Below are 23,405 nucleotides of genomic sequence, written 5' to 3' on the forward strand. Positions count from 1 at the left end.
TTCCGCCCGCCCTGTGGCCACGCCGTGCGACCCGCACCAGACTGTGCGTATGACGGAGGAGTCGGAATACGACGTAGTGGTGCTGGGCGCAGGCCCCACCGGCGAGAACGTGGCGGACCGCACCAGGGCCGCCGGCCTGAGTACGGCGGTGGTGGAGTCCGAGCTGGTCGGCGGCGAATGCTCGTACTGGGCCTGCATGCCCAGCAAGGCGCTGCTGCGCCCGGTCATCGCCCGGGCGGACGCACGCCGCCTCCCCGGGCTTGGGCAGGCGGTGGACGGCCCGCTCGACACGCAGGCGGTGCTCGCCCGCCGGGACGAGAAGACCGCGCACTGGAAGGACGACGGCCAGGCCGAATGGGTGGACGGCATCGGCGCCAGGCTCTACCGCGGCCACGGCCGGCTGACCGGCCCCCGCCGGGTCACCGTCAGCGGCCCGGAGGGCGACCGCCACATCCTGACCGCGCGGCACGCGGTCGCCGTGTGCACCGGCAGCCGGGCCGTGCTGCCTCCGCTGCCCGGCCTCGCCTACGGGCATGTCTGGACCAGCCGCGAGGCAACCAGTGCCCAGCAGGTCCCCGGCAGGCTCGCCGTGGTCGGCGGGGGAGTGGTGGGCACCGAGATGGCCACCGCCTGGCGTGCCCTCGGGGCCGAGGTGACCCTCCTGGTGCGCGGCGACCGGCTGCTGCCCCGGATGGAGCCCTTCGCGGGTGACCTGGTCGCCGAGGCGCTGACCGAGGCCGGGGTCACGGTCCGTACCGGCGTCTCGGTCGCCGCGCTGGTACGGGACAGCGGCGCCGGACATCCCGTGTCCCTGGTTCTCGACGGCGGTGAGCACATCGAGGCCGACGAGGTGCTGTTCGCGACGGGCCGTGCCCCGCGCACCGAGGACATCGGCCTGGAGACGGTAGGCCTGGAGCCGGGCGCGTGGCTGGAGGTGGACGACACCTGCCGGGTGGTGGGCAGCGACTGGCTGTACGCGGTCGGGGACGTCAACCGGCGGGCGCTGCTCACCCATCAGGGCAAGTACCAGGCCCGTATCGCGGGCCCCGCCATCGCGGCCCGGGCGGCAGGCCGGCCGCTGGACACCGGCCGCTGGGGCGCGCACACCGCGACCGCCGACCACGCCGCCGTACCGCAGGTGGTCTTCACGGACCCGGAGGCCGCCTCCGTCGGCCTCACTCTCGAGGCCGCCGAAGCGGCCGGGTACCGGGTACGGGCCGTCGACCACGACCTCGGGGCGGTGGCGGGCGCCGGGCTGTACGCCGAGGGCTACCGCGGCCATGCCCGGATGATCGTCGACCTTGACCGGGAGGTCCTGCTGGGCGCGACGTTCGTGGGCCCCGGGGTCGGAGAGCTGCTGCACTCCGCAACCGTGGCGGTCGCCGGCGAGGTGCCCATCGACCGGCTGTGGCACGCGGTCCCGGCTTATCCGACCATCAGCGAGGTATGGCTGCGGCTGCTGGAGACGTACCGGAAGTGAAGGAGGCGAGTCATGGCGCTCGCACCGATCGTCCTCGACAGTGATCCGGGACTCGACGACGCCGTGGCCCTGCAGTATCTGCTCGGCACCGGGCTGTGGGATCTGAAGGCCTATACCAGCGTCGGAGGCAATGCCCCCGCCGAGCAGACCTTCCGCAATGCCCGCGGCCTGGCACGGGTCTTCGGCATCGACGGCGACGTACCGGTCCACCGCGGCTCCGGCCGGCACATCAGCCGGACCGAGTATGCCGTGGACTTCCACGGCAGGACGGGCCTGGGCGAGGAGACACTGCCCGATTCCACCGTCCCCGAGCAGACCGAGCCGGCGCCGGCCGTGCTGATCCGGCTGTCGAAGCGGTACGAGGGCGAGCTGACCGTCGTCGCCACCGGACCGCTCACCAATGTGGCCACCGCCCTGCTTGCCGACCCGGGCCTGGCCCACCGGGTCCGCAAGCTGGTCTTCATGGGCGGTGCCGCCCTCGTGCCCGGCAATGTCACCGCGGTCGCCGAGTTCAACATCTGGGCCGACGCGGACGCCGCCGACATCGTGGTCTCCAGCGGCATCCCATACACCATGGTCGGGCTGGACGCCACCCACGGCTGGCGCTTCGGCCACGGCGACCTGGCCCGCCTCGAGGCCGCGGGGCCCGGCCAGGAACTGACCGCCCGTATGATGCGCGCCTACCTGAAGACGTACGAACGCAACAAGGGCGAGGACACCTGCCCGCTGCACGACCCCCTCGCGGTGGGCGTCGCCGCCGACGAGTCGTTCGTCTCGGCGGCCACCGGCACGGTCGTCGTCGAGTGCGCGAGCGAACTGACGCGGGGGAAGACGGTGTTCCTGGCCGAGGACAAGGCCGGCCAGTACACCTACCCGCCCGCCGTCATGGCCCGTACCAGGCACTCCGGCCGGGTCGCCCTGTCCACCGGACCGCGCGACTTCAGCGCCGACTTCACCGAGACCCTGCTGCGCCGCCCTGCCGTCGCTTGGCGGCCCGCAGGATGACGAACTTGGGGTTACCGGCGACGACTTCGCAGTTGCCGAAGAGCTTGCGAAGCTTCACGTGGTACCCGAGATGGCGGTTGCCGACGACCCACAGCTCACCGCCCGGCCGCAGCGCCCTGCGCGCCCCGGTGAACATGCGCCAGGCCGTCGCGTCCGTGGTCGCCCGGTGCGAGTGGAACGGAGGATTGTTCAGCACCAGGTCCACCGTCCCGGCCGGTACGGCCGACAGCGCGTCACCGGCCAGGAACTCCGCCCTGGCGTCGGAGTTCGCCCGGAACGTGGCCTCCGCCGAGGCCACCGCCTGGTACGACTCGTCGATGAAGGTCACCTCGGACTCGGGATTGGACAGCGCCGCGGCCGTGCCGATCACACCGTTGCCGCAGCCCAGGTCCACGACGTGCTCCGGGCCCCGTCGCCGGGGGAGGTTCTGCAGCAGGAAGCGGCTCCCGATGTCGAGGCGTTCCGCGCAGAAGATGCCCGCGTGGTTGGTCACGGTCCGGCCGGAGATCGCTCCGATGTCCTGCGGAAGCGCGTAGGTGAGCGGCCAGGGGCTGGCGGTGCGGGGGAGTCCGGGGTCCGGTGAGCAGAAGATCAGTCGGGCCTTCTTGACCGCGAGGGAGGTCCGGGTCGGGCCGAGGATCTGCTCGAACAGCTTCAGCGTCGAGGTGTGGATCTCGGTGACCATGCCCGTCCCGACGACGACCGTACCCGCGTGCACCGCGGGCGCCAGGCGGTGCAGCTGGTCCTCCAGCAGCGCCAGGCTCTTGGGGACCCGGACCAGCAGCACATCGATCCGCTCCGGGGGCGTGTCCCGGGTCGACAGCAGTCGCACCGCGTCCGCGTCGGCACCGTTGCGCGCGAGGTTGGCCAGGGTCGCCTGCCGGCCGAGGAACGAGTCGGTGATCTGCACGGGGCGGTGCCCGGCCAGTGCGGTGACCAGGGCACCCCACCGGTCGCCCACCACGACGACGGTGCCGGCGAGGTCCGCCGGCTCGCCGTCGGTTCCCTTCAGGTGTCGCAGCAGGTACTCGTCGGCGGCGTCCCAGGCGCGCAGCTGGTCGCGCGGGTCCTCCGGAAAGCGGGTGAGATCGAACTCGCCCCAAGGCGTCGAGAAACGGTTCATCGTGCCCTCAGGCTAGCCGAGCCGGTGCGTTGCCCCTGGTCAGGCTCCCGGACTCGGGGCCCCGTCAGGCCCCGAACTCCGGGTTCATGGCGACGGCCAGTCGCAGCTCCCGGGCCGCCTCCGCAGCACGGCCCTGGCGCTCCAGCGTGCGGCCCAGCATCAGCCGCGCGTACGCCTCCACCGGGTCGCGCTCCAGGACGGCCCGCAGCTCGGCCTCGGCCCGGCGCAGCTGCGCCGAGTGGTAGTAGGCGCGGGCGAGCAGCAGCCGCGGCGCGACCTGCCCGGGCTCCTCCTCGACCAGACCGGTGAGGATGCCCGCCGCGGTGACGTACTCCTTGGCGTCGAAGAACATCTGTGCACGCTCCCAGCGCTCGGCGGGCGTTCCGTGCTCGTAATAGGTGTCGGTCTTGATCTCGCTCACACCGTGGCCAACATCGGACCGTGGTTGAATATTTCACCACCGGTGTGAGCCGGAGAGGCCGCCGCGCGCCGGGACACGAACACGGCGACAGGAATAGGTTGACCGCCATGAGCAATCTCGATCGCCAGGCCACGCCATCCGTCTGCGGCGGCCGGGGCTTCGTCGTCGCCGAGCCGGTGCGTGAGCTCCTCAGTCCCCGCCGCGTAACGCTCGGCGAGTCCACCGAGGTGCGCAGACTGCTGCCCAACCTCGGCCGCCGCATGGTCGGCGCCTGGTGCTTCGTCGACCACTACGGGCCCGACGACATCGCCGACCAGCCCGGAATGCAGGTTCCGCCCCACCCCCACATGGGCCTCCAGACCGTCAGCTGGCTGCACGAGGGCGAAGTACTGCACCGGGACAGCCTGGGCAGCCTCCAGACCATCCGGCCCAAGGAACTCGGTCTGATGACCTCCGGCCGGGCGATCAGTCACTCGGAGGAAAGCCCCAGGCCGCACGCCAGGTTCCTGCACGGCGCACAGCTGTGGGTCGCCCTGCCCGACAGCCACCGCCACGTCGAACCGCACTTCCAGCACCACCCCGAGCTACCCGTCGTCACCGCCCCGGGTTTCACCGCCACCCTGATCCTCGGTGAAATCGACGGTGCCGCCTCGCCCGGCACCACCTACACCCCGATCGTCGGCGCCGACCTCGCCCTCGCCCGGGGCGCCGAGGTCTCCTTGCCGCTTGAACCCGACTTCGAGTACGCCGTGCTCTCCATGTCCGGCGAGGCCCATGTCGACGGCGTGCCCGTACTCCCCGGCTCGATGCTCTACCTCGGCTGTGGCCGCTCCGAACTCCCTCTGCGCGCCGAATCCGACGCCGCCCTGATGCTGCTCGGCGGCGAGCCCTTCGAGGAGGAGCTGGTCATGTGGTGGAACTTCATCGGGCGTTCGCAGGCGGACATCGAACAGGCGCGCAGGGACTGGATGAAGGGCTCCCGCTTCGGCGAGGTGAAGGGCTATGACGGGGGCCGACTGGCCGCGCCCGAACTCCCGCCGGTGCCGCTCAAACCGCGCGGACGAGTACGTTGACCTGGGGTTATAGACATCGGTCCCATTGTCGCAAGGTGCCGGCACCGGCCCCTCCGCCTGCCATGCGGAGGGGCGTGCTCGCTGCGTCGAAGTGATCCACTCGGACGTGGGGAGCGAGCTGCACGTGTCGGCACCTGTGACCAGGTCTAATCAGACTCTTGCTGACCCTTTGCTGACCTTACTGACGAGTCATCAGATGGTTGCCTGTCGGGAGCGGGAGCGGTCTCGAGTGGCTCGGGGGAGCGGGCGCGCCGTCCGCACGCGACGCGAGGGTGGCTGGACGGTGGTGCTCAGCCGTAGGGTGCGGGCGTCAGTGGGCAGCATTCCAGTTGGAATGGCAACAGGGCCACCTCTTCCGCCCGGGTCCCTCGTGGGAGAGGCAGTAGAGCAGATTTTCCGCGTCCAGTCTGAGAGTGCCAGACGAGGGCAGGGCCACGAACCGGACTGTGCCTGGCGACAGTTGACCACGCACCCGCGGCCACAGATGGATACGATATGGGGACGATGCGGAAATGTTCGTGCGATGGCCGGGTTGGGCGTCGAAGTATTCAACACCCTTATGGAATAAGGGGCCATTCCCACGGTTCGCTCGCTGCCCCGTCAGCGGCCAGGCCATGCCGTAGATACCTTCTTCAGGTGCGCTCCGCAGACGCACCAGCGGGATCTACACCGGCGAGGGCACCTTCGACCTGGTCGGCAACTCCGCCGATGGCCTTGCCGTGGCGGTAGGCCTCGGCGACGGGCCGGCCCTCGCCTTCAAAAACACCGCCGCCACTGCTCTCGAACACCTCACGCACGCCATTGGGCCGGTACGGGGCGACACCGGTGTGCACGACCGTCCAGTCCGGAGGGAAGAACACCTCCGGCCCCACCGGCAAGGGCAACCATGTCCGGGCCGAGCTCGGCCAGTAGCATCCCGCAGTGGGAACTGGGCATCCAGACCTTTCCCGACACCCCGGTCCCGCAGGCCGGCCAGATGGCGGAGCGCGGGGCGTACGGGCCGTGAGGAACATGGTGCTCAAGGCTGTTGTGGTCTTCTTGGCCGCTGCCTTCGTCGCCTTCTTCTGAGCCACGCCTGGTGTCTCCCTCCACGGATTCCTCGGCCTGCGACTCCGGCACCTTGAGTACGGCCGGATCGGCTAAGCCTGCTCCGATCGTGGGTAGGCGCTGCGCTCGACCGGCCGGTAGGGTCAGCGCGGCGCGGTGCGGTGGCCGAACCAGTGGCGGCGGCTGCCGGGGGCGTCGGCCACCGGGCCGCCGGTCTCGGCGCGGGCGATGTCGCGTTGCTTGATCAGGTCGTCGCGTTCTCGATCGACGGCGGCGGCCTCGCGGCGTGACATGCCTGCTCCGCGTCGGGCCCGCGCGGAGCGACGGACTCCGAGCATGACCAGGGCCAGGCCGAGCAGGGCGGCGCCGCCCACGACGACCCCGGCCAGGAAGACACTTCCCGTGGAGCCCATGACGTGGTAGCCGAAAATGGAGAAATCGCCGCCGGTGCCAAGAGCGTGATCGGCTCCCATGTTGCCGAATATGCCAACAACGCCGATGATCACGGCGGCGATCAGAATGATCAATCCCAGGATGAGAATCATGGACTGCTCCTTGCGTCCGTGCCCGGACGACCGCCGGACACGGCTGGCGCCTACCCGGATAGGGAAATGTCACGCGGGACGGCGGACACCGAGGGCCCGCGTGTGCGCACGAGGTGCGGTGCGCTGACACTCCGCTGCGGGTGAGACCGGCCGGCACTGGTTGTCAGATGCGTTGACCGCGGTGGAGGAGGGTGTGCAATCCCTGGGCCCGGAGTGCTGCCCGGGCGGCGTTCGCGCCGGGTGCTCCGTGGACTCCTCCGCCCGGGTGGGCGGCTGCGGAGGCGAGGTAGAGGCCCTTGACCGGGGTCTCGGGCCGACCGGTGCCGGGGGTGGGGCGGAAGATCGCCTGCTGGTGGAGGGCGGTGGTGCCGTTGTTGATGGCGCCGTTGTGGAGGTTCTCGTTCATGGCCTGGAGGGTGGTGGGGGCCAGGATGCGGCGGGCGCCGATCAGCGTACGGAATCCGGGGGCGAACCGTTCCACCTGCGCTTCGATGCGGTCCGCCATCGCTTCCTGCTCACGGGCGTCCCACCGGCCTGTGATGCCGTCGGGGCCTGCGTCGGAGGTGATGTGCTGGGGCAGGTGGGTGTAGGCCCACGCCGATTCGGTGCCGGCCGGTGAGCGGCTGGGATCCGCTGTGGTCATCTGGCCGAAGAGGGCGAACGGTTCGTCGGGAACCTGCCCCATGGCGATCTGCGAGGCGAACCGGGTCAGGCCGTCGATGCCGGCGGCGACGTGGACCGTGCCGGCCCCGGCGGCCTGCCGTGCCGTCCACGGCACCGGGCCGGTCAGGGCCCAGTCGACCTTGAAGGTCGCGAAGTCCCACTGGAAGCGTTCCAGGTCCCGTAGCAGGCGGGACGGGAGGTGTTCCTGCCCGACGAGGTCCCGGTACAGCGCGGTTGCCGACGTATCGGCGAGCACGGCCCGACGTGCGCCTACCGTTTCTCCGCGGGCCGTCCGCACCCCCACGGCCCTGTCACCGCGTACGACGACTGACGTGACCCGCTCCCCGCAGCGCAGGGCGCCCCCGCGGCGCCGGAGGCGGCCCACGAGCGCTGCGGTCAGGGCGTCGGCCCCTCCCACGGGGACCGGGAAGCCGTGGCTCTGACCGAGCATCGACATCAGCCAGCCGAAGCCGCCACTCCCGGCGGCTTCCGGGGACAGGTCGGCGTGCAGGGCGTTGCCGGCCAGCAGAAGTCGGCCGCCCGCGCCCGTGAACTCCTCCTCGCCCAGGCGGCGCACGGGCAGGGCCAGGTTCCGGGCCAGTCGGAGTCCGCCCGCAGCTCGGAGCTTCGCGGCCAGGTGGAGGCCGGCGCGGACCGGTGGGAAGGGGGTGAACAGGGCCTGGACGAGATCGGGCCCGACGCGGCTCCAGAGACTGTACATGTCACGCCAGGCGTCGCCGTCGGCCGGCGCGAACGCCTCCAGCCCGGATGCGGTCTCCTGCACGCGGCGTTCGAGGACCGCGCACCTGCCGTCCAGCAGTGGGTGGGCCAACACGCGCGGGGCGTGGCTCCATCGCAGTCCCTCGGCGGCGAGGTCGAGGCGGGCGAGGACTGGGGAGGCGGCGGCGAGCGGGTAGAACGCGCTGAAGACGTCCGAGACGTAGTCCGGATGGACACCGCGGTCACTGCGTACCGCCCCGCCGGGTTCCTCCTGGGCCTCCAGGACCTCCACGTTCCAGCCGGCGTCCGCCAACAGGTTCGCGGCCACCAGCCCGTTGGGGCCCGCGCCGATCACCACAGCGTCAGGCATGGCGCACCTCGCCGTGCCGCCGTTCCACGACCTTGGCCAGACGGGCCAGCATGCCGCGGTGGCGGAGCTGGAGCAGCGCTTCGGTGGCGGGGTTGTGGAGGGTGCCGCCGATGCCGCGCAGGGGGTGCTCGTCGCAGACGACGAGGGTCTCCCCGCCCCACGGCCGGAGCTGGAGGAAGATCCGTGCCGTACCGAGGGACTTGAAGGAGGCCTCCAGTTCCAGCTCGCGGCCAGGCTCGGTGTGCCGGACAGTGGTGACTCCGTCGAGCGACCAGGGGCCCAGGCGGACGGTGTAACGGAGTCGCGAGCCGACCCCGGGCCAGGCGCCATCGAGGGGCGTGGACTCGGAGGGCCCCACCACCCATTCTCCGTACGCGTCCGGATCCGCGAGCACCGCCCACACCGCCTGAGGGGGACGCCGGATCAACTGGTGTCGGACAGCCATGGGACAAGTCCTTCTGCCGGGGCGGAGGGAGAACGGCGCAGCCGCAGTCGTGCAGGGGATGCGCCGGGCGGGTGGCTGAGGTGGGGCTTGCGGTACGGCGGCCATGTGGCCGCGAGACTTTGCTGTCTGATGGAGGGGCGCTGCGGGCGGTGCACCTTTGTCCACCTGCCTTGGCGACCAGGCCTCCTGCTCCTCGCGAAGCCGTCACACGTTTGCGCCGGGAGCAGGGGCCGCCCGAGAGTACGTGCACAACGGGTACAGATGAGGGTCAGCCAGCGCTGCGAGTGCCGGGCGGGTCCTGGGGTGCCCCTGTGTGGGCTGGGGCCCTCGCCGTGCGGGGGTTGGGATGACTTCGGCTGCTTGGCCATGGTCGGGCTGCCTGCTCTCCTCCGGGCGGGGAGAATCCCCCTCCGCGTGCGGAGCTCCCCGTGCTGACGTGTTTGTTACCAGTAGTGCTTGCGTCCGCCTACGGAGTGTCCGAGGGCGCCGAGGATCCAGAGGATGACTCCGATAACGGCGAGGATGATGCCTATGGTCCACAGGATGCTGATTCCCGTAACGAAGCCGATGACAAGCAGAATTACGCCGAGGATGATCATGGTGCCCTCCGATTTCACTGTGACGCTTCTTCCAGCCTAGGCGTGTTCGTCACCGTCGGCGTGCCGTGTATTGCGGAGGGCCCCACCCAGTGCGCGGGCCCCTTAGGACAGCAAGCACCGGCCGGCTCCGCGCTCGAAGGCGCTCACGGGATGGAAGACGTGGGGGCGACGAGGCGGGGTAGGCGGTGGGAGACAGGTGCCACCGCAGGAGGCGCGATGGCAGACCGAGCGAGGTCCAGGCGTCACCCGCGGACGGCGCCGGCCGAGGCTGAGGCCGTGGGCGAGAGCGGGGGCCGTGGGGTCCGGCGCCAGGCGGACGATGCCGTCGTCCGGCGTTCGAGCAGGGCGGAGGACGAAGCGGATGCTGGGGGCCACCGTGCCAAGCGCCGGCGTCCGGGTAATGGCCGTGAAGAGCAGGTTCGTGGCTGGATCCGGTCACCCCGCTGATAGATCCCCCAGGGGAGGCCACCGTGACGGGTCAGCCTGTTGCCGCTGCATGGTCAACCGGAATTTTCGGGTAATGAAATGCGGCGTGCGCCCGAATTGGATTTTCGTCTGATCCTCCTGAGAACGGCGGGCTTCCGGATGGTGAACAATTAGATGGGAAGGCGCAAAGCCTCGGCAGTCTGCCGGCCTCCGCAATTCGTCATGGCGGGCGTGCCGGTCGCTCAAGGAGATGTGCCATGTCCTGTTCGGCTCTGGTTGGGGGCAAACTGCCCGCGGGCCTGATCGCTCTGCCGGGTGTCTACCGGCCGCAGGCAGACACCCAACTCCTCGCGGCGGCGCTCGACCATGAGGACCTGGGGCCCCAGACCGACGTGCTGGAGATCGGTACGGGCACAGGCGCCCTGGCCCTGCATGCCGCGGGCCGCGGCGCGCGGGTCACGGCGGTCGACGTTTCCTGGCCGGCGGTGGTCACGGCACGCCTGAACGCCCTGCGCCGGCGGCTTCCCCTGCGGGTGCTGCACGGCGACTTCGCGGCGCGTACCGCCCGGCGCCGCTTCGACCTGGTCGTCGCAAATCCACCGTACGTCCCCGCCCCGCGGGCCCGACTGCCTTCACACGGGCCGGAGCGCGCCTGGGACGCCGGTCTCGACGGGCGCACGGTCATCGACCGGATCTGCTCGGCCGCTCCGGCTTTGCTGCGCCCCGGGGGCACCCTGCTGATGGTGCATTCGGGGATGTGCGGGGCCGAGGAGACCGTCGCCCGGCTGACCCGCGGGCAGCTGGTCGCCGAGGTCACGGCAACGGCCTCCATACCGTGGGGCCCCGTACTGCGCTCGCGGCGGGCCTGGTTGGAGCGCCAGGGTCTGGCGGCCCAAGCCGAGCAATGGGAAGAACTGGTGATCATCCGTGCCCGACACCTCTGACCGGGCCGCTGCCGGCGCCCCGGACCCGGCGTACGCGGCGACGCCCGTACGCCGGGTGTTCGTCGACCCGCAGGGCCCGGTCGTGGTCGAGGGACCGATCGAGATCGCTCTGGAGGACGGGGCGGTCGTCCGGTCCGACCGCTTCATGGTCGCGGTGTGCACCTGTCGCCGCAGCCGCACGTACCCGTGGTGTGACACGAGCCACCGCCGCCGCGCGCGAGACGTCTCGCCGCCCGAGGACAGGAACCCGTGATGAGCCCTTCCGCCCTGACGGCGACGGCTGTCGGCCCCCGCCTGGTCGAGGGACGGGGCGAACTGTCCGCTGCCGTGACCGACGCCCTGCGGTCCGGCCGCCCTCCGGCGTACGACCCGGGAGCGGTCCTCGGGGCCGATCCGTGGGGGGAGGACCTCCAGTTCGCGCTGTATCTGCTGTACGAGCTGCACTACCGCGGCTTCGATGACGTCGACGACGCACGCGAATGGGATCCCGACCTGCTGCGGCTGCGCCAGGCCTTCGAAGGCCGCTTCCTGCACGCTCTGCGGGCTGAACTGTCCGACGGGTCAAAGTCGGTCGAGGCCGCGTTCGCCCCGCTCCTCGTCGAGCCCGTCGACCTTTCCGGCAGTCTCAGCCACTACCTGGAAACCGAGGGCGAGTTGTGGCAGTTGCGCGAGTACGCGGCCCTGCGCTCCCTGTACCACCTCAAGGAGGCGGACCCGCATGCCTGGGTCATCCCCCGGCTCACCGGCCGTGCCAAGGCCGCCATGGTGGCCGTCGAGTACGACGAGTTCGGCGCTGGACGCGCCGACCGCATACACGCGGAGCTCTTCGCAGACCTCATGGCCGACCTCGACCTGGATCCGACGTACGGCCGCTACCTCGACCGGGCCCCGGCGGCCCTGCTCGCCACGGTGAACCTGATGTCCCTCTTCGGGCTCCACCGGGCCCTGCGCGGTGCGCTCGTCGGGCACTTCGCGTGCGTCGAGGTCACTTCGTCGCCCGGATCCCGCCGCATGGCCAACGCCATGCGGCGCTGCGGGGCAGGCCCCGCAGCCGAGCATTTCTACACCGAGCACGTGGCGGCCGACGCCGTCCACGAGCAGGTCGTACGCCACGAGGTCGTCGGCGGCCTCCTCGCCGACGAGCCCGCCCTGGAGGCGGACATCGCTTTCGGCTGCGCGGCCACCATCCTCCTGGAAGACCGCCTCACGGCCCACATCCGCGGGGCCTGGGACCAGGGGCACACAGCGCTGCGCACCCCCCTGCCCGGGCAGTGACGGATGGGGCGAGGGAGGCCGTGTCCGTTCATGCCCGGTGGGCCAACGACGCCGAGTGTGATGCGCAGCACATCGGCTGTGGCTCGGACGTGCCCGAAACCGGAGGCCAGGAGCCCCGTTTCAGGGCCACGAAGAAAGTAACGGGGCTGGTGCGGGCCCAGGACTCCACCAGTGTGCGGTGCACTACCGGGATCCAAGCTTCGGCAGGTTCATGGCGTCCTGGTCGACGCCAGCGAGGAGGGGCCGGCTCCGTCGTAACCCGGTAAGGCGCATGAGTACCTCAAGGCCGTGATCTGGAGCGAGAAGGAGATCTGATCTGAGGAGCCTCGGGAGCATCAGCCGATTCGCGGGGAGCCGTGCTCGAGACGGAACATACCGCCCTGCCTTGCGTCTTTCCACGGCTGCCCCGTCACTCTTCGTCCTTGTCGTACTCCTCTTCCTCTTCCTTGTCCTCAGGGCCCTCGTCCTCGTCGTAGCCCTCTTCCTCTTCTTCGTCGTCCCCTTCGTATTCAGCCGCCGCTTCCTCCTCTTCCATTGCCTCCTCGTGGGTACGGACCACCTCGCTGTCGCGGATTTCGCCGCGCCAGCCCTCGACTTCCTTGTCGGTGAGCGTGGCGTACCGCTGGAAGTGCTTGAAGTCCAGCCGCAAACGGCGTCCTTGGACACGCCAGAGGTTGCCCGTCTTCTCGAAGAAGCCCGAGGGGTAGTATTCGACCACCAGCACGATGCGCGTCAGGTTGGGTGCGAGCTCGTGAAAACTGACGCAGCCGCGAGTCGTGCCCTTTGCACCCTCGGAGGTCCATACGATGCGGTCGTCCGGCACTTGTTCCTGAACAGTCGCCTTCCAGCCGCGGGTTGAGGGGCCTACCTTCACCTTCCAGTCGCTGCTGGTCTCGTCGCCCTTGGACACACTGCGCACGCCTTTGGTGAAGCTGCTGAACTCCTCGTACTGGGTCCAGCGGTCGTATGCCATGCGAATCGGCACTCCCACGTCCAGCACTTCGACGATGTTCATCACCTTCGTGCTGCCGGACTTGCGTCCCTTCCCACCGCCGAACACGTCCTTGACCTTGCCCAGCACGCTGTCCTTGATTCCCTTGGCCTTCTCGCTGACGAACGCCTTCAACGGGGAATCGCCCTTGAGGATCCGGGCGCCGATGGCAGGGAGTTTGCCGCCATTCTCGGCGACGTCCAGGAGTTGGTCGGTGACATCCGCAAGTTTGTCCCCGGCTCTGTCTGCCAGGTGCTCCACCTGGGCACCGAGATAGTCGACGAGCTCGTCGCGAAGCATCTCCAGACCCGAGCCTTCGCCGCGGTCGGTGTCGAGATCTTTACTGGCCATGACCCTACCTCCGCCGCGCGGCAGCCGTCTTGGCAGTCGCCTTCTTCGCCGTGGCCTTCTTCGCGGTCGCTCGCTTCGCAGTCGTCTTCCTGGCCGCAGTCGTCTCCTTCGCCGGGGGGGCGGCCCTCTTCGCCGGTCGTATCTGCGCGGCCTTCCTTGCGGGCGCCGCCCTCTTCGCTGCGGGCCTCTCCGCGGCAGCCTTCTTGGCCGGGGCCATCTTCGAAGGGGCAGCCGTCTTGCCAACAGAGCGCTTGGCCGCCCGCTTCTCGGCGGCGCTCCCCGAGGTGCGGCGGCGGTGCCGTGGCGGCTCCTCCTCAGCTGCTTCCTCCTCGGGCTCCTCGGCCTCTTCCTCCGGTTCTTCCTCCTCCGGCTCTTCCTCCTCCTCTTCCTCTTCGCCCTCGTACCGCTCCTCCTCCGGCTCCTCCTCCTCTTCCTCTTCGCCCTCGTTCTCCTCCGGTTCCTCCTCGCCCTCTTCGTACTCTTCCCCCCTCTTCTCGCCTATGCGAAGCGTGCGTTCATGGAGGGCATCTGCGAGGTCGGCGAGGCGGCGATCGGCGGTGGCCGCCAGGGCTTGGCGTCCGGCGTCCATCAGTCCGCCACGCAGCTGGTCGTTCAGCTCGGCGACTCCTGGAACGTCTCCGAGTTTGTGTAGGCCTTCGGTCACCAGCTGCTGAGGATTGAGCGCGAAGCGGCGGCCGGCGAGATAGGTCGCCACGGCGAAGGCGAGACGTCCCTTCTTCGTGCGTCCGAGTACATATCCACCGGCGACCGCGGCAGCAAGAGCGATCTTGGTCGTGTTTTTCATGAACCGGTTCCCTTCGAAACGGGCAGGGGGACAACGCCCAGTTCCGGGCCCAACACCCCTGCCCAGCCCGCGATTAAGGAACAAAGGGACTCACGCTACGCATCATGTGGACCGCTGCCCCCGGGCAGGTCTCATACGCTCGTCTGACGGACTCAGGCAAAGCCGCCAACGCTGGCGCTACCCACGCCTGTGCGATACATGTCCCTATACAATGAGATTGTATCTTCGCGCGCGGAATATGGCGCCCGCTCCGAACCACCGGAGAGACCATGGCCGCACCAGAACCCGCCCGGCGGCGGTCCAGCGGTAGCCGTGGCACCGGCCGGGCCAGTGCCAAAGAGGCGCAGGGCCGCTCCCCCAAGGGCAATGCGGCTTGGGCCATGCGCTCCGCGGCCGAACAGCTGAAGGAATTGCTCGGACGGGCCCCCGAGTCGGTATCGGCGCTGAAGCCGACGGATGACGGATGGGAAGCCGCCGTAGAGGTACTCGAACTGGAACGCGTCCCAGAAACCACCAGTGTGATGGCCAGCTACCGAGTGACACTCGACAAGGAGGGCAATCTCGTGGCGTACGAAAGGACGCGCCGCTACACCCGTGGACAGATCGACCGGCGAGGCTGAAGCACAGCCGGTGAAGGGAGGCACCATGACCGTGGTGCCGCAAGGTGGAGGCGGTGTTGCCCGGGGTGGTGGTACCAGCAGCCTCTACGACGTCCTGGAACTCATTCTTGATCGCGGACTCGTGATCGATGTCTTCATCCGCGTGTCGCTGGTGGGGATAGAAATCCTGAAGATCGACGCTCGCATTGTCGTGGCCAGCGTCGACACGTATTTGCGCTTCGCCGAGGCGTGCAACCGTCTTGATCTCGAAGCCGGAAGGAAAGCGCCGGCCCAGCTGACCGACATCATCGGCGAGTCCGTGGAGAGCGGGGCCCGGGGCAAGACGAAGGGCGCCCTCTCCGGCGCCGTTGAAGCGATCACCGACTCCGTCAAGGACGTCACCGACCGTGACAACAGTGACGCGGAGGAAGACGAGGACAGGGAGCAGGAACCCGTGGAGAGGCCACGGCGTCCGGCTCGGCGTACCGCCCGACAGGAAAAGGGATCCCCCCGCGAGAAGGAATGAGCCATGGCCGTATACATCTACTCCATCACCAGCAAACAGCACCCGCTGCGTATCGCTGATCTTTGCGGCGTAGGCGAGCCTCCTGCCGGCCTGCGGACAGTGACCGGTGGACCGCTGTGCGCGGTGGTCAGTGACGCGCCGGAGGACCTGCGTCCCAAACGCCGTGACATCACCGCACACCAGGAGGTGCAGCAGCGCCTGATGGCGGACGGCACCGTACTGCCCCTGAGGTTCGGCCTCTTGGCAGCGGACGACGAAGCCGTCCGGCTGACTCTGGAGGAGCGCGCCGAGGAGTACACGGACAGGCTTCGGGCACTGGAAGGTTGCGCCGAGTACCACCTGAAGGCGTCGCAAGAGGCAGGCGAGCGTGCGGTGCATCGTGGAATCGGACACCGGACGGGGAAACAGCCGGCCGTGGTGCAACTGGAGCTGCTCGGCCTCCAGGATGCTGCGGGCTCCCAGCACGATGGCGATCGCGACCTGCACGAACACCGTCGCCCGGTCCCGCCAGCCCGTCCCGGCCCCGGACGGAAACGCCCTGGCCAGCGCGCCGGTCAGACCCGTTCGGTCCGCCAGGCGCCGCAAGAGGACCACCCCCGCATGCCCCACCAGACCCCGACCGTCGGCCTGCACCCGCAGCCCGTCATCCCAACCTGTACGGCGTCTCACCAGAACGGTGCCCTGACTCTTGTGCCGGATACGACGTAGACACTCGCATCCTTACAGGTCAGCGGCACCGTTCTGCTATCGAGACGTCAGACCACCGAATTCCACTGAAGAGCCAGGGCCAACCGCATCCCGATCACCGACGTCGCTGAGTGGATGGGGCACAGGAGCATCGACGCCACGTTCAAGATCTATCGTCACCTCATGCCCGGCTCGATCGGCAAGGCGGCCAAGGTCTTGGACGTGGGCCTGGCCACTTGACATGCGGAAGGGCGCCACGGCGCGACGGTGCCGCGATGAACCTTCAGGTCCCGATGCTGACCTTTTGCTGACCCTCTAGGGCCGCGTATGTGCCTGACCTGCGGAAATGCCATAACTACGTGAGATGTGGTGGAACTTCATCGGGCGGAGCCACGAGGATGTCGCACAGGCCCGCGAGGACTGGATGAAAAGTATCCGATTCGGCGAAGTGGAGGGCTATGCAGGAGGACGGCTGTCTGCTCCTGAACTCCCGCCTGGGGCGCTGAAACCGCGAGGAAAGGTGCGCTGACCTGCGGTGATGTTGGCGGAGCGAGTTGGCTTACCGCTCGGGGAAACTCGACGCCGTCGCGTTAAGCGGAATCAGGTGCACCGACCTCTTGGGGCTTCCCTGTGAGTGTGGCCGGCAGCCCAAAGTGTGGTCGTCTGCAGGCAGGTGGCTCCACACATGAGGGGTCGGACTCGGGTCAGGTACCCGTGGATACCAGACCGACGGACTTCCGAATGATGAGCTCGGTCAGGAGTGAGGCTGGCTCGTTTACAGCTCCGTTGCGAAGGTCGACGAGAGCCTGCATCCCACGGGAGCCCAGTTCCCCGAGCGGTAGCCGGACGGTGGTGAGGGGTGGCGAGACCAAGGCTGCTGCTGGCAAATCGTTGAAGCCGATGACGGAAAGATCCTCACCAATGATCAGATTCAGGGCGCTGGCAGCAGCGTAGACACCCATGGCCATGTTGTCATCATCACAGATGACAGCTGTCGGGCGGTTGGAAGCGGAGAGCACCTGGACCATCCGATCCCGGACCTCAGCCGGCATGAAGGAGCACGAGAGATGATTCGCAATCACGTACGGGTGGCTGAGGGTGCACTGGTCGAACACCTCTGCCCGTCGGGTGAACGTCCAAGCGAGGCGCTCGGCCCGTAGATGCATAATGCGCTGGTGACCCAGTGCCGTGAGGTGAGCCAGCGCGTTCGCCATCCCGCCGCCGGTGTCCATGGTCACGGTCGGGGTGCCAGGGGTAGGGGCATCGTCGAGAACTACCAACGGGAGCCCAGCCCGTAGGTTGGAGACGGCCTCGGCTGCCAGCGAGCAGGCGATGACTCCATCGAGCGCATGCCGCGGCGCAGGGAACAGGCCGAAGCCGTCCTCCGCGCCGAGGGGAAAGACCACGACACCGAGACCGTTCTGCGCACCGACGCGAGCAGCGCCGGCGTGGACGGTTGCGAAGACGGGGTTGACCAGTGTCGGGACGACCAGGAGAACCGTACCGGTGCTCCCGAGCCGCAGACTCCGGGCGGACTGGTTGATCCGGTAACCCAGGTCATCAGCCGTTGTCATCACGCGCCGCGCAGTCTCCTCGCGGATCCTGCCTTGCCATTTGCCGTTGAGGACCAGCGAAACCGTTGACTGCGACACGTCCGCCACGCGCGCTACATCGGTGGCAGTTATGGTGCGGGCCCGATCGTTTCCATTCATGTCTCTGCCTGTCGCCTGGAATCCCTTGGCTTTCACTCTCCTTGGTGCGCGGCCATTCTAGTCTTTTGGATTTCATGGCCATCCATCTCGGCGGCGGATAACCTTGGTTGCTGCCGAAATGTGATTACTTGACACTTCCAGCGAATACGTCTGGAAGTTGGCCGGTGCAGCGGCGCCGGACGCCGGCGGGCAGGCGATCGTGGACCTGGACGGCGTCCTCGTTCTGGCCGCACTCCGAGAAGCAGGACGCCGCCGCGACCTGGAAGAAGACCTTCGGACACCACCCGCTGATGGGGTTCGTCGACCACGGCCGGGGCGGGTCCGGCGAGCCGGTCGTGGGCCTGCTGCGGCCCGGCAAGGCGGGCTCCAACACCGCCGCTGACCACATCGAGGCCACGAAGCTGGCCCTGGCCCAGATGCCCAAGCGGTTCCTGCGCGGCCGACAGACGCTGATCCGTGCGGACTCCGGCGGCGGGACCCACGAGTTCGTCGCCTGGCTCGCGAAGCGCGGGCGGTGGCTGTCGTACTCGCTCGGCATGACCATCACCGATGCCTCGCGGTCGGCGCGGTTCGACTCAGTCGGTCGGCGCGGTGTTGGCCGGGGCTGGGAGCTCGGTCGGCCGGGCCAGCAGTGGTACTGCCAGGCCGGTGAGGGCGAACACGGCACCGAGACCGAGCCAGCCGGTGGCACCCGTGTTCACGACGGCGATGGAGAGCAGTGCCGGCCCCGCCACGGTCATGCCAGTGGCACCAAGTTGATAGACACTCAGGTAGTACGTGCGCTGCACTTCGGGGGAGAGGCGATATGAGATGCCCCATCCGCCGGCTGACTGCCACAGTTCACCTAGCGTGAGTGGTACCGAGGCGAGCAGGAGTAGCAGGCCAGCCGTAAGCGCGCCCATCGACGCGGTAGCCGCTGTCAGGACGCAGAAGAGTGCCAGCATCAGTCCCGCGGCCCGCTGCTTACGACCGGCGTGCGCCATGTCGTCACCGCCCTTGCTGAGCCGCACCTGGAGCGCCACTGCGAGCACGGTGTTCACCACCAGGGCGGCGCCGATCAGGCCGCGCGGCGCGTCGGTGTGAGTGACGATCCAGAGCGGGAACGCCACCGACAGGATCGGAACGTGCAGGTAGAGGATCCCGTTGGCCATCGAGAGCAGCAGGAACCGCGCGTTCTTGAACGGCAGCAGCTTGGAGCCCGAGCCCCCGGGCTGCTTGGCCTCCCGGGACCCCCTGCGTGGGAGCCGAAGCCGCGGCAGCAGTGCCGCAGTTGCCAGGAACGCCGCTGCGTTGGCCAGTACGAAGCCGACGTAGGTGCCGGAGCTGGCCATGGTGATGACCACCGTGGCGATCACGGCGGAGAGCGCGTACGCGGCATTCCGAGCCACCGCGATGAGGGCCATGGCCCCGACGGGCGAGCCTTCCTCGGCCGTCGCGCCGGCCACCGACTGGATGATTGGCCCGACCGCTTGCTCCACCGCGCCGACAAGGCAGGCGACTACCAGGAACATGTGGAAGTCGTCCACGAAGGGATAGACCAGGAAGGCGGCGGCGCGCCAGAGCTGCAACGCGATCAGGGTAGGGCCGTCGCCGAACCGGTCCGCGAGCCATCCGGTCGGGATGGCACAGGCAACCCCGAAGAGCCCGGCAATCGAGAGCCCGAGGCCGACCTGTGCGGTGCTGAGCCCGATCACCTGGGTGTAGAAGAGCATCGATCCGGCTAGGAAGAAGCCCCGGCCGAAGGCGTCCACGAACGCGATGAGGACGAAAACTCTGGCCGCCCGCGACTTCGGGAAGTGTCCTAGTGCTCGCTGGGCGAGCCCCCGCCGGGCACTTGGCGGTGGGGTGGTGCTCTGCTCGCCATGCGTCGTGCTGGGCCGTAGTCCCACGTGTTCGTCTTCTCCCTGCTCCGGGTCTCGTCGGGCGGCTGTGCTGACGGCTGGGCTAGCTGACGGTGATGCGGACGGCTTCACGGACCGTTGAGTCGAACCGCTCGAGCTGACCCGGGTCGGGGCTGTCGAACAGAGCGGTGACGGCCCGGCCGAAGGAGTCAGCCAGCGGCCCCAGTTCGGCACCGCGCGCCTTGAGCACGAGGACCTTCCGGAGGCCGGGCGGCGCGTCGGGACTGGCCGGCTCGACCGCCGGCCACAGGCCGTGGTCCACAACCCAGAAGGGTTCCACCCCGGCGAGGCCATCGACGGCTATGTCTTCCAGCTTCCCCGGAGTGTGGTCAAAGTAGATCTGCCGGGCCCAGCGGCTGGGTTCCGGGTGGTGCACGGGCAGGCCGAGTGCCGCGTCGACCACTGAAGACTCGATCGAGGCACCGGTGGCCAGCTGGTAAAGGTGCAGTATCCCGTCGCCCGGCGGGCGCGCCGCGATCTCCATCAGCGCGATCTGGCCGTCCGGGAGAACGCGGTACTCGCCGTGGGCCATGCCAGTGCCGAAGTTGAGGCGGGCCAGCACTGCTGCCTGGGCCTCCTTCAGCCGGTCGGCCTCGTCCTTGGTGAGGTTGCAGGCCGGCAGGGTGTGGCCCATCTCGACGAAGAAGTCGCTCTCGTCTTCGTTAGTCAACTTCTGGGTGACCGCGGAGAAGACCGGATAGCCGCCTGCGACGATGGTCTCTACACTGAACTCACGGCCGGACAGCCGCTGCTCCAGGAGGACTGGCGAAGCGGACGCCAGATCCTCAAGGTGCGACTCGAGGGCTTCCCGGTCCCTGAGCACCCGAACCCCGATGCTGCAGTAGAGGTCGAGTGGTTTGGAGATGAGCGGATACCGGTCGGCGAGGGCCGTCAGGACCGTCTCACGAGAGCTACTCGAGAGCACCGACACGGGGCTCCACTCACCTAGGTAGAGCCGCTGGAGATGCTTGTTCCGGCATACTCGCGCGGCCCTGAGCCCGACTCCGGGGAGCCCGAGGAGGTCGGCGGTCTGCCCGGCGGGCTCGACGAAGGTCTCGGACGAGGCGAAGACGCCCCTGATGTCATAGTCCGCGGCCCAGGACGTGACTTGGCCGAGGATCCCTGCGAGATCCTCGGCCGGGAGGAACTCGAGCTGCTCCACTGCCTCGAAGGGGTGTCCCGGCTTACCGACGTAGGAGACCGCGACCTGTTCCAACGGCCACTGGGGCAGCCCGGTGATGACCAGGCTCCGCAGACCGCGCGCGGCGATGGCCTCCAGATAGGCACCGGCCTTGGGGAGGTCCGTGAAGAGGATGAAGGCGGGCGGCCGGGCCGCGCCGGAGGGAGGCATGGTGATCTCCATAGGAGGAATGTGCGGACTCGGGATCACGCCGGTTGGTGCATGGCTGTCGTGGGTGCGAAGACGGAGACCCGGTCGGCGATGTCCCCGGTCGACCGGCGAACTGGTGGCTTCGCACCGTCGGGAGTGCCGACGTCGAGTGAGCCAAGCAGCCGCTCCGTCGGCGCCAGGCCCAGCAGTTCGCGGACGGCCCGGCTCTCGCACAGTCGGCCTGTGCGCCAGATCCTGCCGTAACCGCGGGCATGCAGAAGCAGCATCAGGCCGTAAGCCATGAAACTTGCGGCGGCCAACTGCTTCCACTCCGGGATCTTGTGACCTGGAGTGGAAGCGAAGACCAGCGCCGCCATCAACGGCGCCCGCAGCACCTTTCGGACGATCTGCTCCTGCTGTTCCGGCGGTACATCGGTCGCCAGGCGGGCACCAAGCGTCTCCCGGTCCGTGCCGCGCAGTGGGACCCACCGCCACGGCCGCAGGCTCCCGTGGTCTGGAGCGGCAGCCGCGCCGCCTAACAGATAGGCGAACTCCGCGTCATTGGGCGCCAGTTCGATGAGTGTCTGCACGCTGCGGCGAGTCAGGACCACGGTCATGGCGTCCAATGCAATGCTCCTTGGTAGTGACCGTCTACCGGGGTGAGGTGGGCTGTCGCGGGTCAGCCGCGCGCGGCGGCGATGCGGGCCAGGAAGGCGGTGGTGATCGCCATGACCGCGTGACCGGTCATGCCGCCGACGTCGTGGCTCGGTGCGAACTCGACGATGTCATAGGCGAGTACGGGCTCCGGGAGCTGCTCCAGCAGGCCGAGAAGCTCGCCTGTGCCGATGCCGCCGGCCACCGGGGTTCCGGTGCCGGGCACGCAAGAGGCGTCCAACACGTCGATATCGACCGTGACGTAGAACTGGTCGACGCGCTCGGAGATCTCCTCGATGTGCCGCCGGTACGCTTGCCGGGCGCCAGCTGGGTCATCCATGAAGACCGCCGCCGGCACCTCATTGATGCCGGTCTTGCGAATGAACTCGACCTCGCCGGCGTCGTAGGCGCGGGTGCCCACAAGTAGCACGTTCTCCGGCTCGACGGCGCCCTCTTCGACGATCCGCCGCAGCGGGGAGCCGTGCGAGATCGTGGAGCCCTGGTAGCCATCGAGCACGTCCGGATGGGCGTCGAACCAGACCAGCCCCAATTGCCGGCCCTGTGCGGCGCCGCAGACGATCGGGTAGGTGATCGAGTGGTCACCGCCGAAGGTCAGCACGGGCGCGGTGACCTCGCGGAACACCGACCGGTAGACCTCTCCGACATAGTCGATCGACCGGGTGAGGTCGAAGCGCCAGGTCTCGACATCCCCGAGGTCGAGCAGCCGCAGGCCGGAGGCGTCGTGGCCGCGCCGGTCGGTCGTCTTCAGCCGACTCGACAGCTCGCGGACCCGACCGGGGCCCAGTGACGCACCCCCCGCACCGCCCGCTCCGCCCTCGAAGGGCACCCCGATGACGACCACGTCTGGCGAGTCCGCCGAGCCGCGAGGAACGGCCAGGCCGTTCCAGACCCGAGCACCCGGCTCCGTCAGGTCCTGCACTGAAGCTTCTCCCTCCCTGCTGGTCCGCGCCCGGTTACGCCAGCGCCTGGACGGAGAAGTCGAAGCCGGCCTTGTCCCGGATGCGGGCGACCACGTCCGTCATCGGAACTACCACTGCGCAGTACGAGGCGAGCCACTCGAGCGCCCTGACCCGGTCCTCGTCACGCGTCGAGACGACACCGTCCGAGGGGACGATCACGTTGTAGCCGCGGAAATGTGCGTCGGCCGCGGTGGTCTGGATGCACACCTGGGCCTGCATCCCCGTGATGATCACGGTGTCAATTCCGTGCTCCTCAAGGTACTCGTGAAGCTTCGTCTCAAAGAAGCCGCTGTCCTTCTTCTTCTCCATGATGACGTCCGACGGATGCACGAACTCCGGTAGCAGCTCCGCCCCGGGCGTGCCCCGCAGCACCGGGATGCGGCCATCGTGGAGCTCGATCTTCTTGTCGCCCTCGTCATAGATCAGCTGCAGGTGGATGACTGGGACGTTCAGCTCCCGCATCTCCGAGAGGAACCGCGTGAAGTCCGGAGTCATCCGCTCCACGTTGGCTTTGCGCTGCTCGTTCTTGTCGACCAGATCGCGTTGCAGATCGTTGGTCAGGATCGCGTATCGGGACATGTCACTTCCGTTGTGAGGATGAGGACGCCAAGAGCGGGCACCAGACAACCCAGGAGGCTAGTCATACGTATGAGGGTCTGCAATGGGTCGCATCGTGAACATGGCTAAATCCAGCCCAGGTTGACTGCTTGTCGGATCTTCATGCGTATGACTA

General features: G+C 68.7%; 24 protein-coding genes and 3 pseudogenes. 12 read left to right on the forward strand and 15 right to left on the reverse strand.

Annotated elements, in window-relative coordinates; genetic code table 11:
• Positions 1–49: 49 nt before the first annotated feature.
• Both ABD858_RS32955 and ABD858_RS32960 read left to right on the forward strand, forming a co-directional pair.
• The gene (locus ABD858_RS32955; protein ID WP_345033974.1) at positions 50–1,480 is read left to right on the forward strand and encodes a dihydrolipoyl dehydrogenase family protein; all 1,431 of its coding nucleotides are present in this window, start codon (positions 50–52) and stop codon (positions 1,478–1,480) included.
• Between the two features lie 12 nt (positions 1,481–1,492).
• The gene (locus ABD858_RS32960) at positions 1,493–2,485 is read left to right on the forward strand and encodes a nucleoside hydrolase (RefSeq protein WP_345033973.1); all 993 of its coding nucleotides are present in this window, start codon (positions 1,493–1,495) and stop codon (positions 2,483–2,485) included.
• Here ABD858_RS32960 and ABD858_RS32965 read toward each other — a convergent pair.
• A complete protein-coding gene (locus ABD858_RS32965; RefSeq protein WP_345033972.1) occupies positions 2,433–3,608 on the reverse strand; it encodes a methyltransferase in 1,176 nt (391 codons plus the stop codon). The genes ABD858_RS32960 and ABD858_RS32965 overlap by 53 nt on opposite strands.
• A gap of 64 nt (positions 3,609–3,672) precedes the next feature.
• Complete coding sequence (locus ABD858_RS32970; RefSeq protein ID WP_345044196.1) at positions 3,673–3,960, reverse strand: tetratricopeptide repeat protein; 288 nt, start codon at positions 3,958–3,960, stop codon at positions 3,673–3,675.
• A gap of 176 nt (positions 3,961–4,136) precedes the next feature.
• On the opposite strand from ABD858_RS32970, the gene ABD858_RS32975 reads away from it, so the two are divergent.
• Positions 4,137–5,102: a pirin family protein gene (locus ABD858_RS32975; RefSeq protein ID WP_345033971.1), complete on the forward strand. Its 966-nt coding sequence runs from the start codon at positions 4,137–4,139 to the stop codon at positions 5,100–5,102.
• Positions 5,103–5,734: 632 nt separating this feature from the next.
• Here the strand turns inward: ABD858_RS32975 and ABD858_RS32980 are convergent.
• The 5 genes from ABD858_RS32980 to ABD858_RS33000 all read right to left on the reverse strand — a co-directional run bounded on the left by ABD858_RS32980 (position 5,735) and on the right by ABD858_RS33000 (position 9,491).
• Positions 5,735–5,962: a hypothetical protein gene (locus ABD858_RS32980; protein WP_345033969.1), complete on the reverse strand. Its 228-nt coding sequence runs from the start codon at positions 5,960–5,962 to the stop codon at positions 5,735–5,737.
• A 330-nt stretch (positions 5,963–6,292) separates the two neighbouring features.
• Entirely contained in the window at positions 6,293–6,694 is a 402-nt protein-coding gene (locus ABD858_RS32985; RefSeq protein ID WP_345033968.1) for a hypothetical protein, read from the reverse strand.
• 163 nt (positions 6,695–6,857) lie between these two features.
• Entirely contained in the window at positions 6,858–8,447 is a 1,590-nt protein-coding gene (locus tag ABD858_RS32990) for a phytoene desaturase family protein (RefSeq protein WP_345033967.1), read from the reverse strand.
• Entirely contained in the window at positions 8,440–8,892 is a 453-nt protein-coding gene (locus ABD858_RS32995; protein WP_345033966.1) for an SRPBCC family protein, read from the reverse strand. Before ABD858_RS32995 ends, ABD858_RS32990 begins: the two co-directional genes overlap by 8 nt.
• A 443-nt stretch (positions 8,893–9,335) precedes the next feature.
• Entirely contained in the window at positions 9,336–9,491 is a 156-nt protein-coding gene (locus ABD858_RS33000; protein ID WP_345033964.1) for a DUF6131 family protein, read from the reverse strand.
• 683 nt (positions 9,492–10,174) lie between these two features.
• Between ABD858_RS33000 and ABD858_RS33005 the strand changes: the two genes are divergently transcribed.
• From ABD858_RS33005 to ABD858_RS33015, 3 genes are read left to right on the forward strand one after another with little or no spacing between them, the layout of a single operon-like run.
• On the forward strand, positions 10,175–10,861 hold the full coding sequence (locus ABD858_RS33005) for a HemK2/MTQ2 family protein methyltransferase (RefSeq protein ID WP_345033963.1): 687 nt from the start codon (positions 10,175–10,177) through the stop codon (positions 10,859–10,861).
• Positions 10,845–11,114, forward strand: a complete 270-nt coding sequence (locus ABD858_RS33010; RefSeq protein WP_345033962.1) for a CDGSH iron-sulfur domain-containing protein — start codon at positions 10,845–10,847, stop codon at positions 11,112–11,114. The genes ABD858_RS33005 and ABD858_RS33010 overlap by 17 nt, the downstream gene beginning before the upstream one ends.
• Positions 11,114–12,136 carry an iron-containing redox enzyme family protein gene (locus tag ABD858_RS33015; RefSeq protein WP_345033960.1) on the forward strand — a complete coding sequence of 341 codons (1,023 nt, stop codon included), beginning with the start codon at positions 11,114–11,116 and terminating at the stop codon, positions 12,134–12,136. Before ABD858_RS33010 ends, ABD858_RS33015 begins: the two co-directional genes overlap by 1 nt.
• 409 nt (positions 12,137–12,545) lie before the next feature.
• Here ABD858_RS33015 and ABD858_RS33020 read toward each other — a convergent pair whose 3' ends face one another.
• Positions 12,546–13,478 (reverse strand): SRPBCC family protein, encoded by a 933-nt coding sequence (locus ABD858_RS33020; RefSeq protein WP_345033958.1) that lies wholly within the window; start codon positions 13,476–13,478, stop codon positions 12,546–12,548.
• Positions 13,479–13,482: 4 nt separating this feature from the next.
• Positions 13,483–14,283: a histone protein gene (locus ABD858_RS33025; RefSeq protein WP_345033956.1), complete on the reverse strand. Its 801-nt coding sequence runs from the start codon at positions 14,281–14,283 to the stop codon at positions 13,483–13,485.
• A 269-nt stretch (positions 14,284–14,552) separates the two neighbouring features.
• Between ABD858_RS33025 and ABD858_RS33030 the strand changes: the two genes are divergently transcribed.
• The 5 genes and pseudogenes from ABD858_RS33030 to ABD858_RS33050 form a co-directional block, all read left to right on the forward strand.
• Complete coding sequence (locus ABD858_RS33030) at positions 14,553–14,903, forward strand: gas vesicle protein GvpO (protein WP_345033954.1); 351 nt, start codon at positions 14,553–14,555, stop codon at positions 14,901–14,903.
• 25 nt (positions 14,904–14,928) lie between these two features.
• Positions 14,929–15,408 (forward strand): gas vesicle structural protein GvpA, encoded by a 480-nt coding sequence (locus tag ABD858_RS33035; RefSeq protein ID WP_345033952.1) that lies wholly within the window; start codon positions 14,929–14,931, stop codon positions 15,406–15,408.
• A gap of 3 nt (positions 15,409–15,411) precedes the next feature.
• A complete protein-coding gene (locus ABD858_RS37005; protein ID WP_425586128.1) occupies positions 15,412–16,116 on the forward strand; it encodes a GvpL/GvpF family gas vesicle protein in 705 nt (234 codons plus the stop codon).
• An 81-nt stretch (positions 16,117–16,197) separates the two neighbouring features.
• Positions 16,198–16,335: pseudogene (locus tag ABD858_RS33045) on the forward strand (tyrosine-type recombinase/integrase); the annotation flags it as partial.
• Between the two features lie 124 nt (positions 16,336–16,459).
• Positions 16,460–16,624, forward strand: a pseudogene (locus ABD858_RS33050) (pirin family protein); the annotation flags it as partial.
• 175 nt (positions 16,625–16,799) lie between these two features.
• On the opposite strand, the gene ABD858_RS33055 reads toward ABD858_RS33050, so the two are convergent.
• Positions 16,800–17,843: a LacI family DNA-binding transcriptional regulator gene (locus ABD858_RS33055; RefSeq protein ID WP_345033949.1), complete on the reverse strand. Its 1,044-nt coding sequence runs from the start codon at positions 17,841–17,843 to the stop codon at positions 16,800–16,802.
• A gap of 112 nt (positions 17,844–17,955) precedes the next feature.
• On the opposite strand from ABD858_RS33055, the pseudogene ABD858_RS33060 reads away from it, so the two are divergent.
• Positions 17,956–18,361: pseudogene (locus ABD858_RS33060) on the forward strand (transposase); the annotation flags it as partial.
• A 21-nt stretch (positions 18,362–18,382) separates the two neighbouring features.
• Here the strand turns inward: ABD858_RS33060 and ABD858_RS33065 are convergent.
• From ABD858_RS33065 to ABD858_RS33085, 5 genes are all read right to left on the reverse strand, one after another.
• The gene (locus ABD858_RS33065; RefSeq protein WP_345044194.1) at positions 18,383–19,567 is read right to left on the reverse strand and encodes an MFS transporter; all 1,185 of its coding nucleotides are present in this window, start codon (positions 19,565–19,567) and stop codon (positions 18,383–18,385) included.
• A gap of 184 nt (positions 19,568–19,751) precedes the next feature.
• Positions 19,752–21,071: an ATP-grasp domain-containing protein gene (locus tag ABD858_RS33070; RefSeq protein WP_345033947.1), complete on the reverse strand. Its 1,320-nt coding sequence runs from the start codon at positions 21,069–21,071 to the stop codon at positions 19,752–19,754.
• A gap of 23 nt (positions 21,072–21,094) precedes the next feature.
• On the reverse strand, positions 21,095–21,655 hold the full coding sequence (locus ABD858_RS33075; RefSeq protein ID WP_345044191.1) for a nitroreductase family protein: 561 nt from the start codon (positions 21,653–21,655) through the stop codon (positions 21,095–21,097).
• A 62-nt stretch (positions 21,656–21,717) separates the two neighbouring features.
• A complete protein-coding gene (locus ABD858_RS33080; RefSeq protein ID WP_345033945.1) occupies positions 21,718–22,632 on the reverse strand; it encodes an arginase family protein in 915 nt (304 codons plus the stop codon).
• Between the two features lie 34 nt (positions 22,633–22,666).
• Entirely contained in the window at positions 22,667–23,251 is a 585-nt protein-coding gene (locus tag ABD858_RS33085; protein ID WP_345033943.1) for a cysteine hydrolase family protein, read from the reverse strand.
• Positions 23,252–23,405 lie beyond the last annotated feature (154 nt).

This window comes from Streptomyces sannanensis, assembly GCF_039536205.1.
GTDB lineage: Bacteria > Actinomycetota > Actinomycetes > Streptomycetales > Streptomycetaceae > Streptomyces > Streptomyces sannanensis.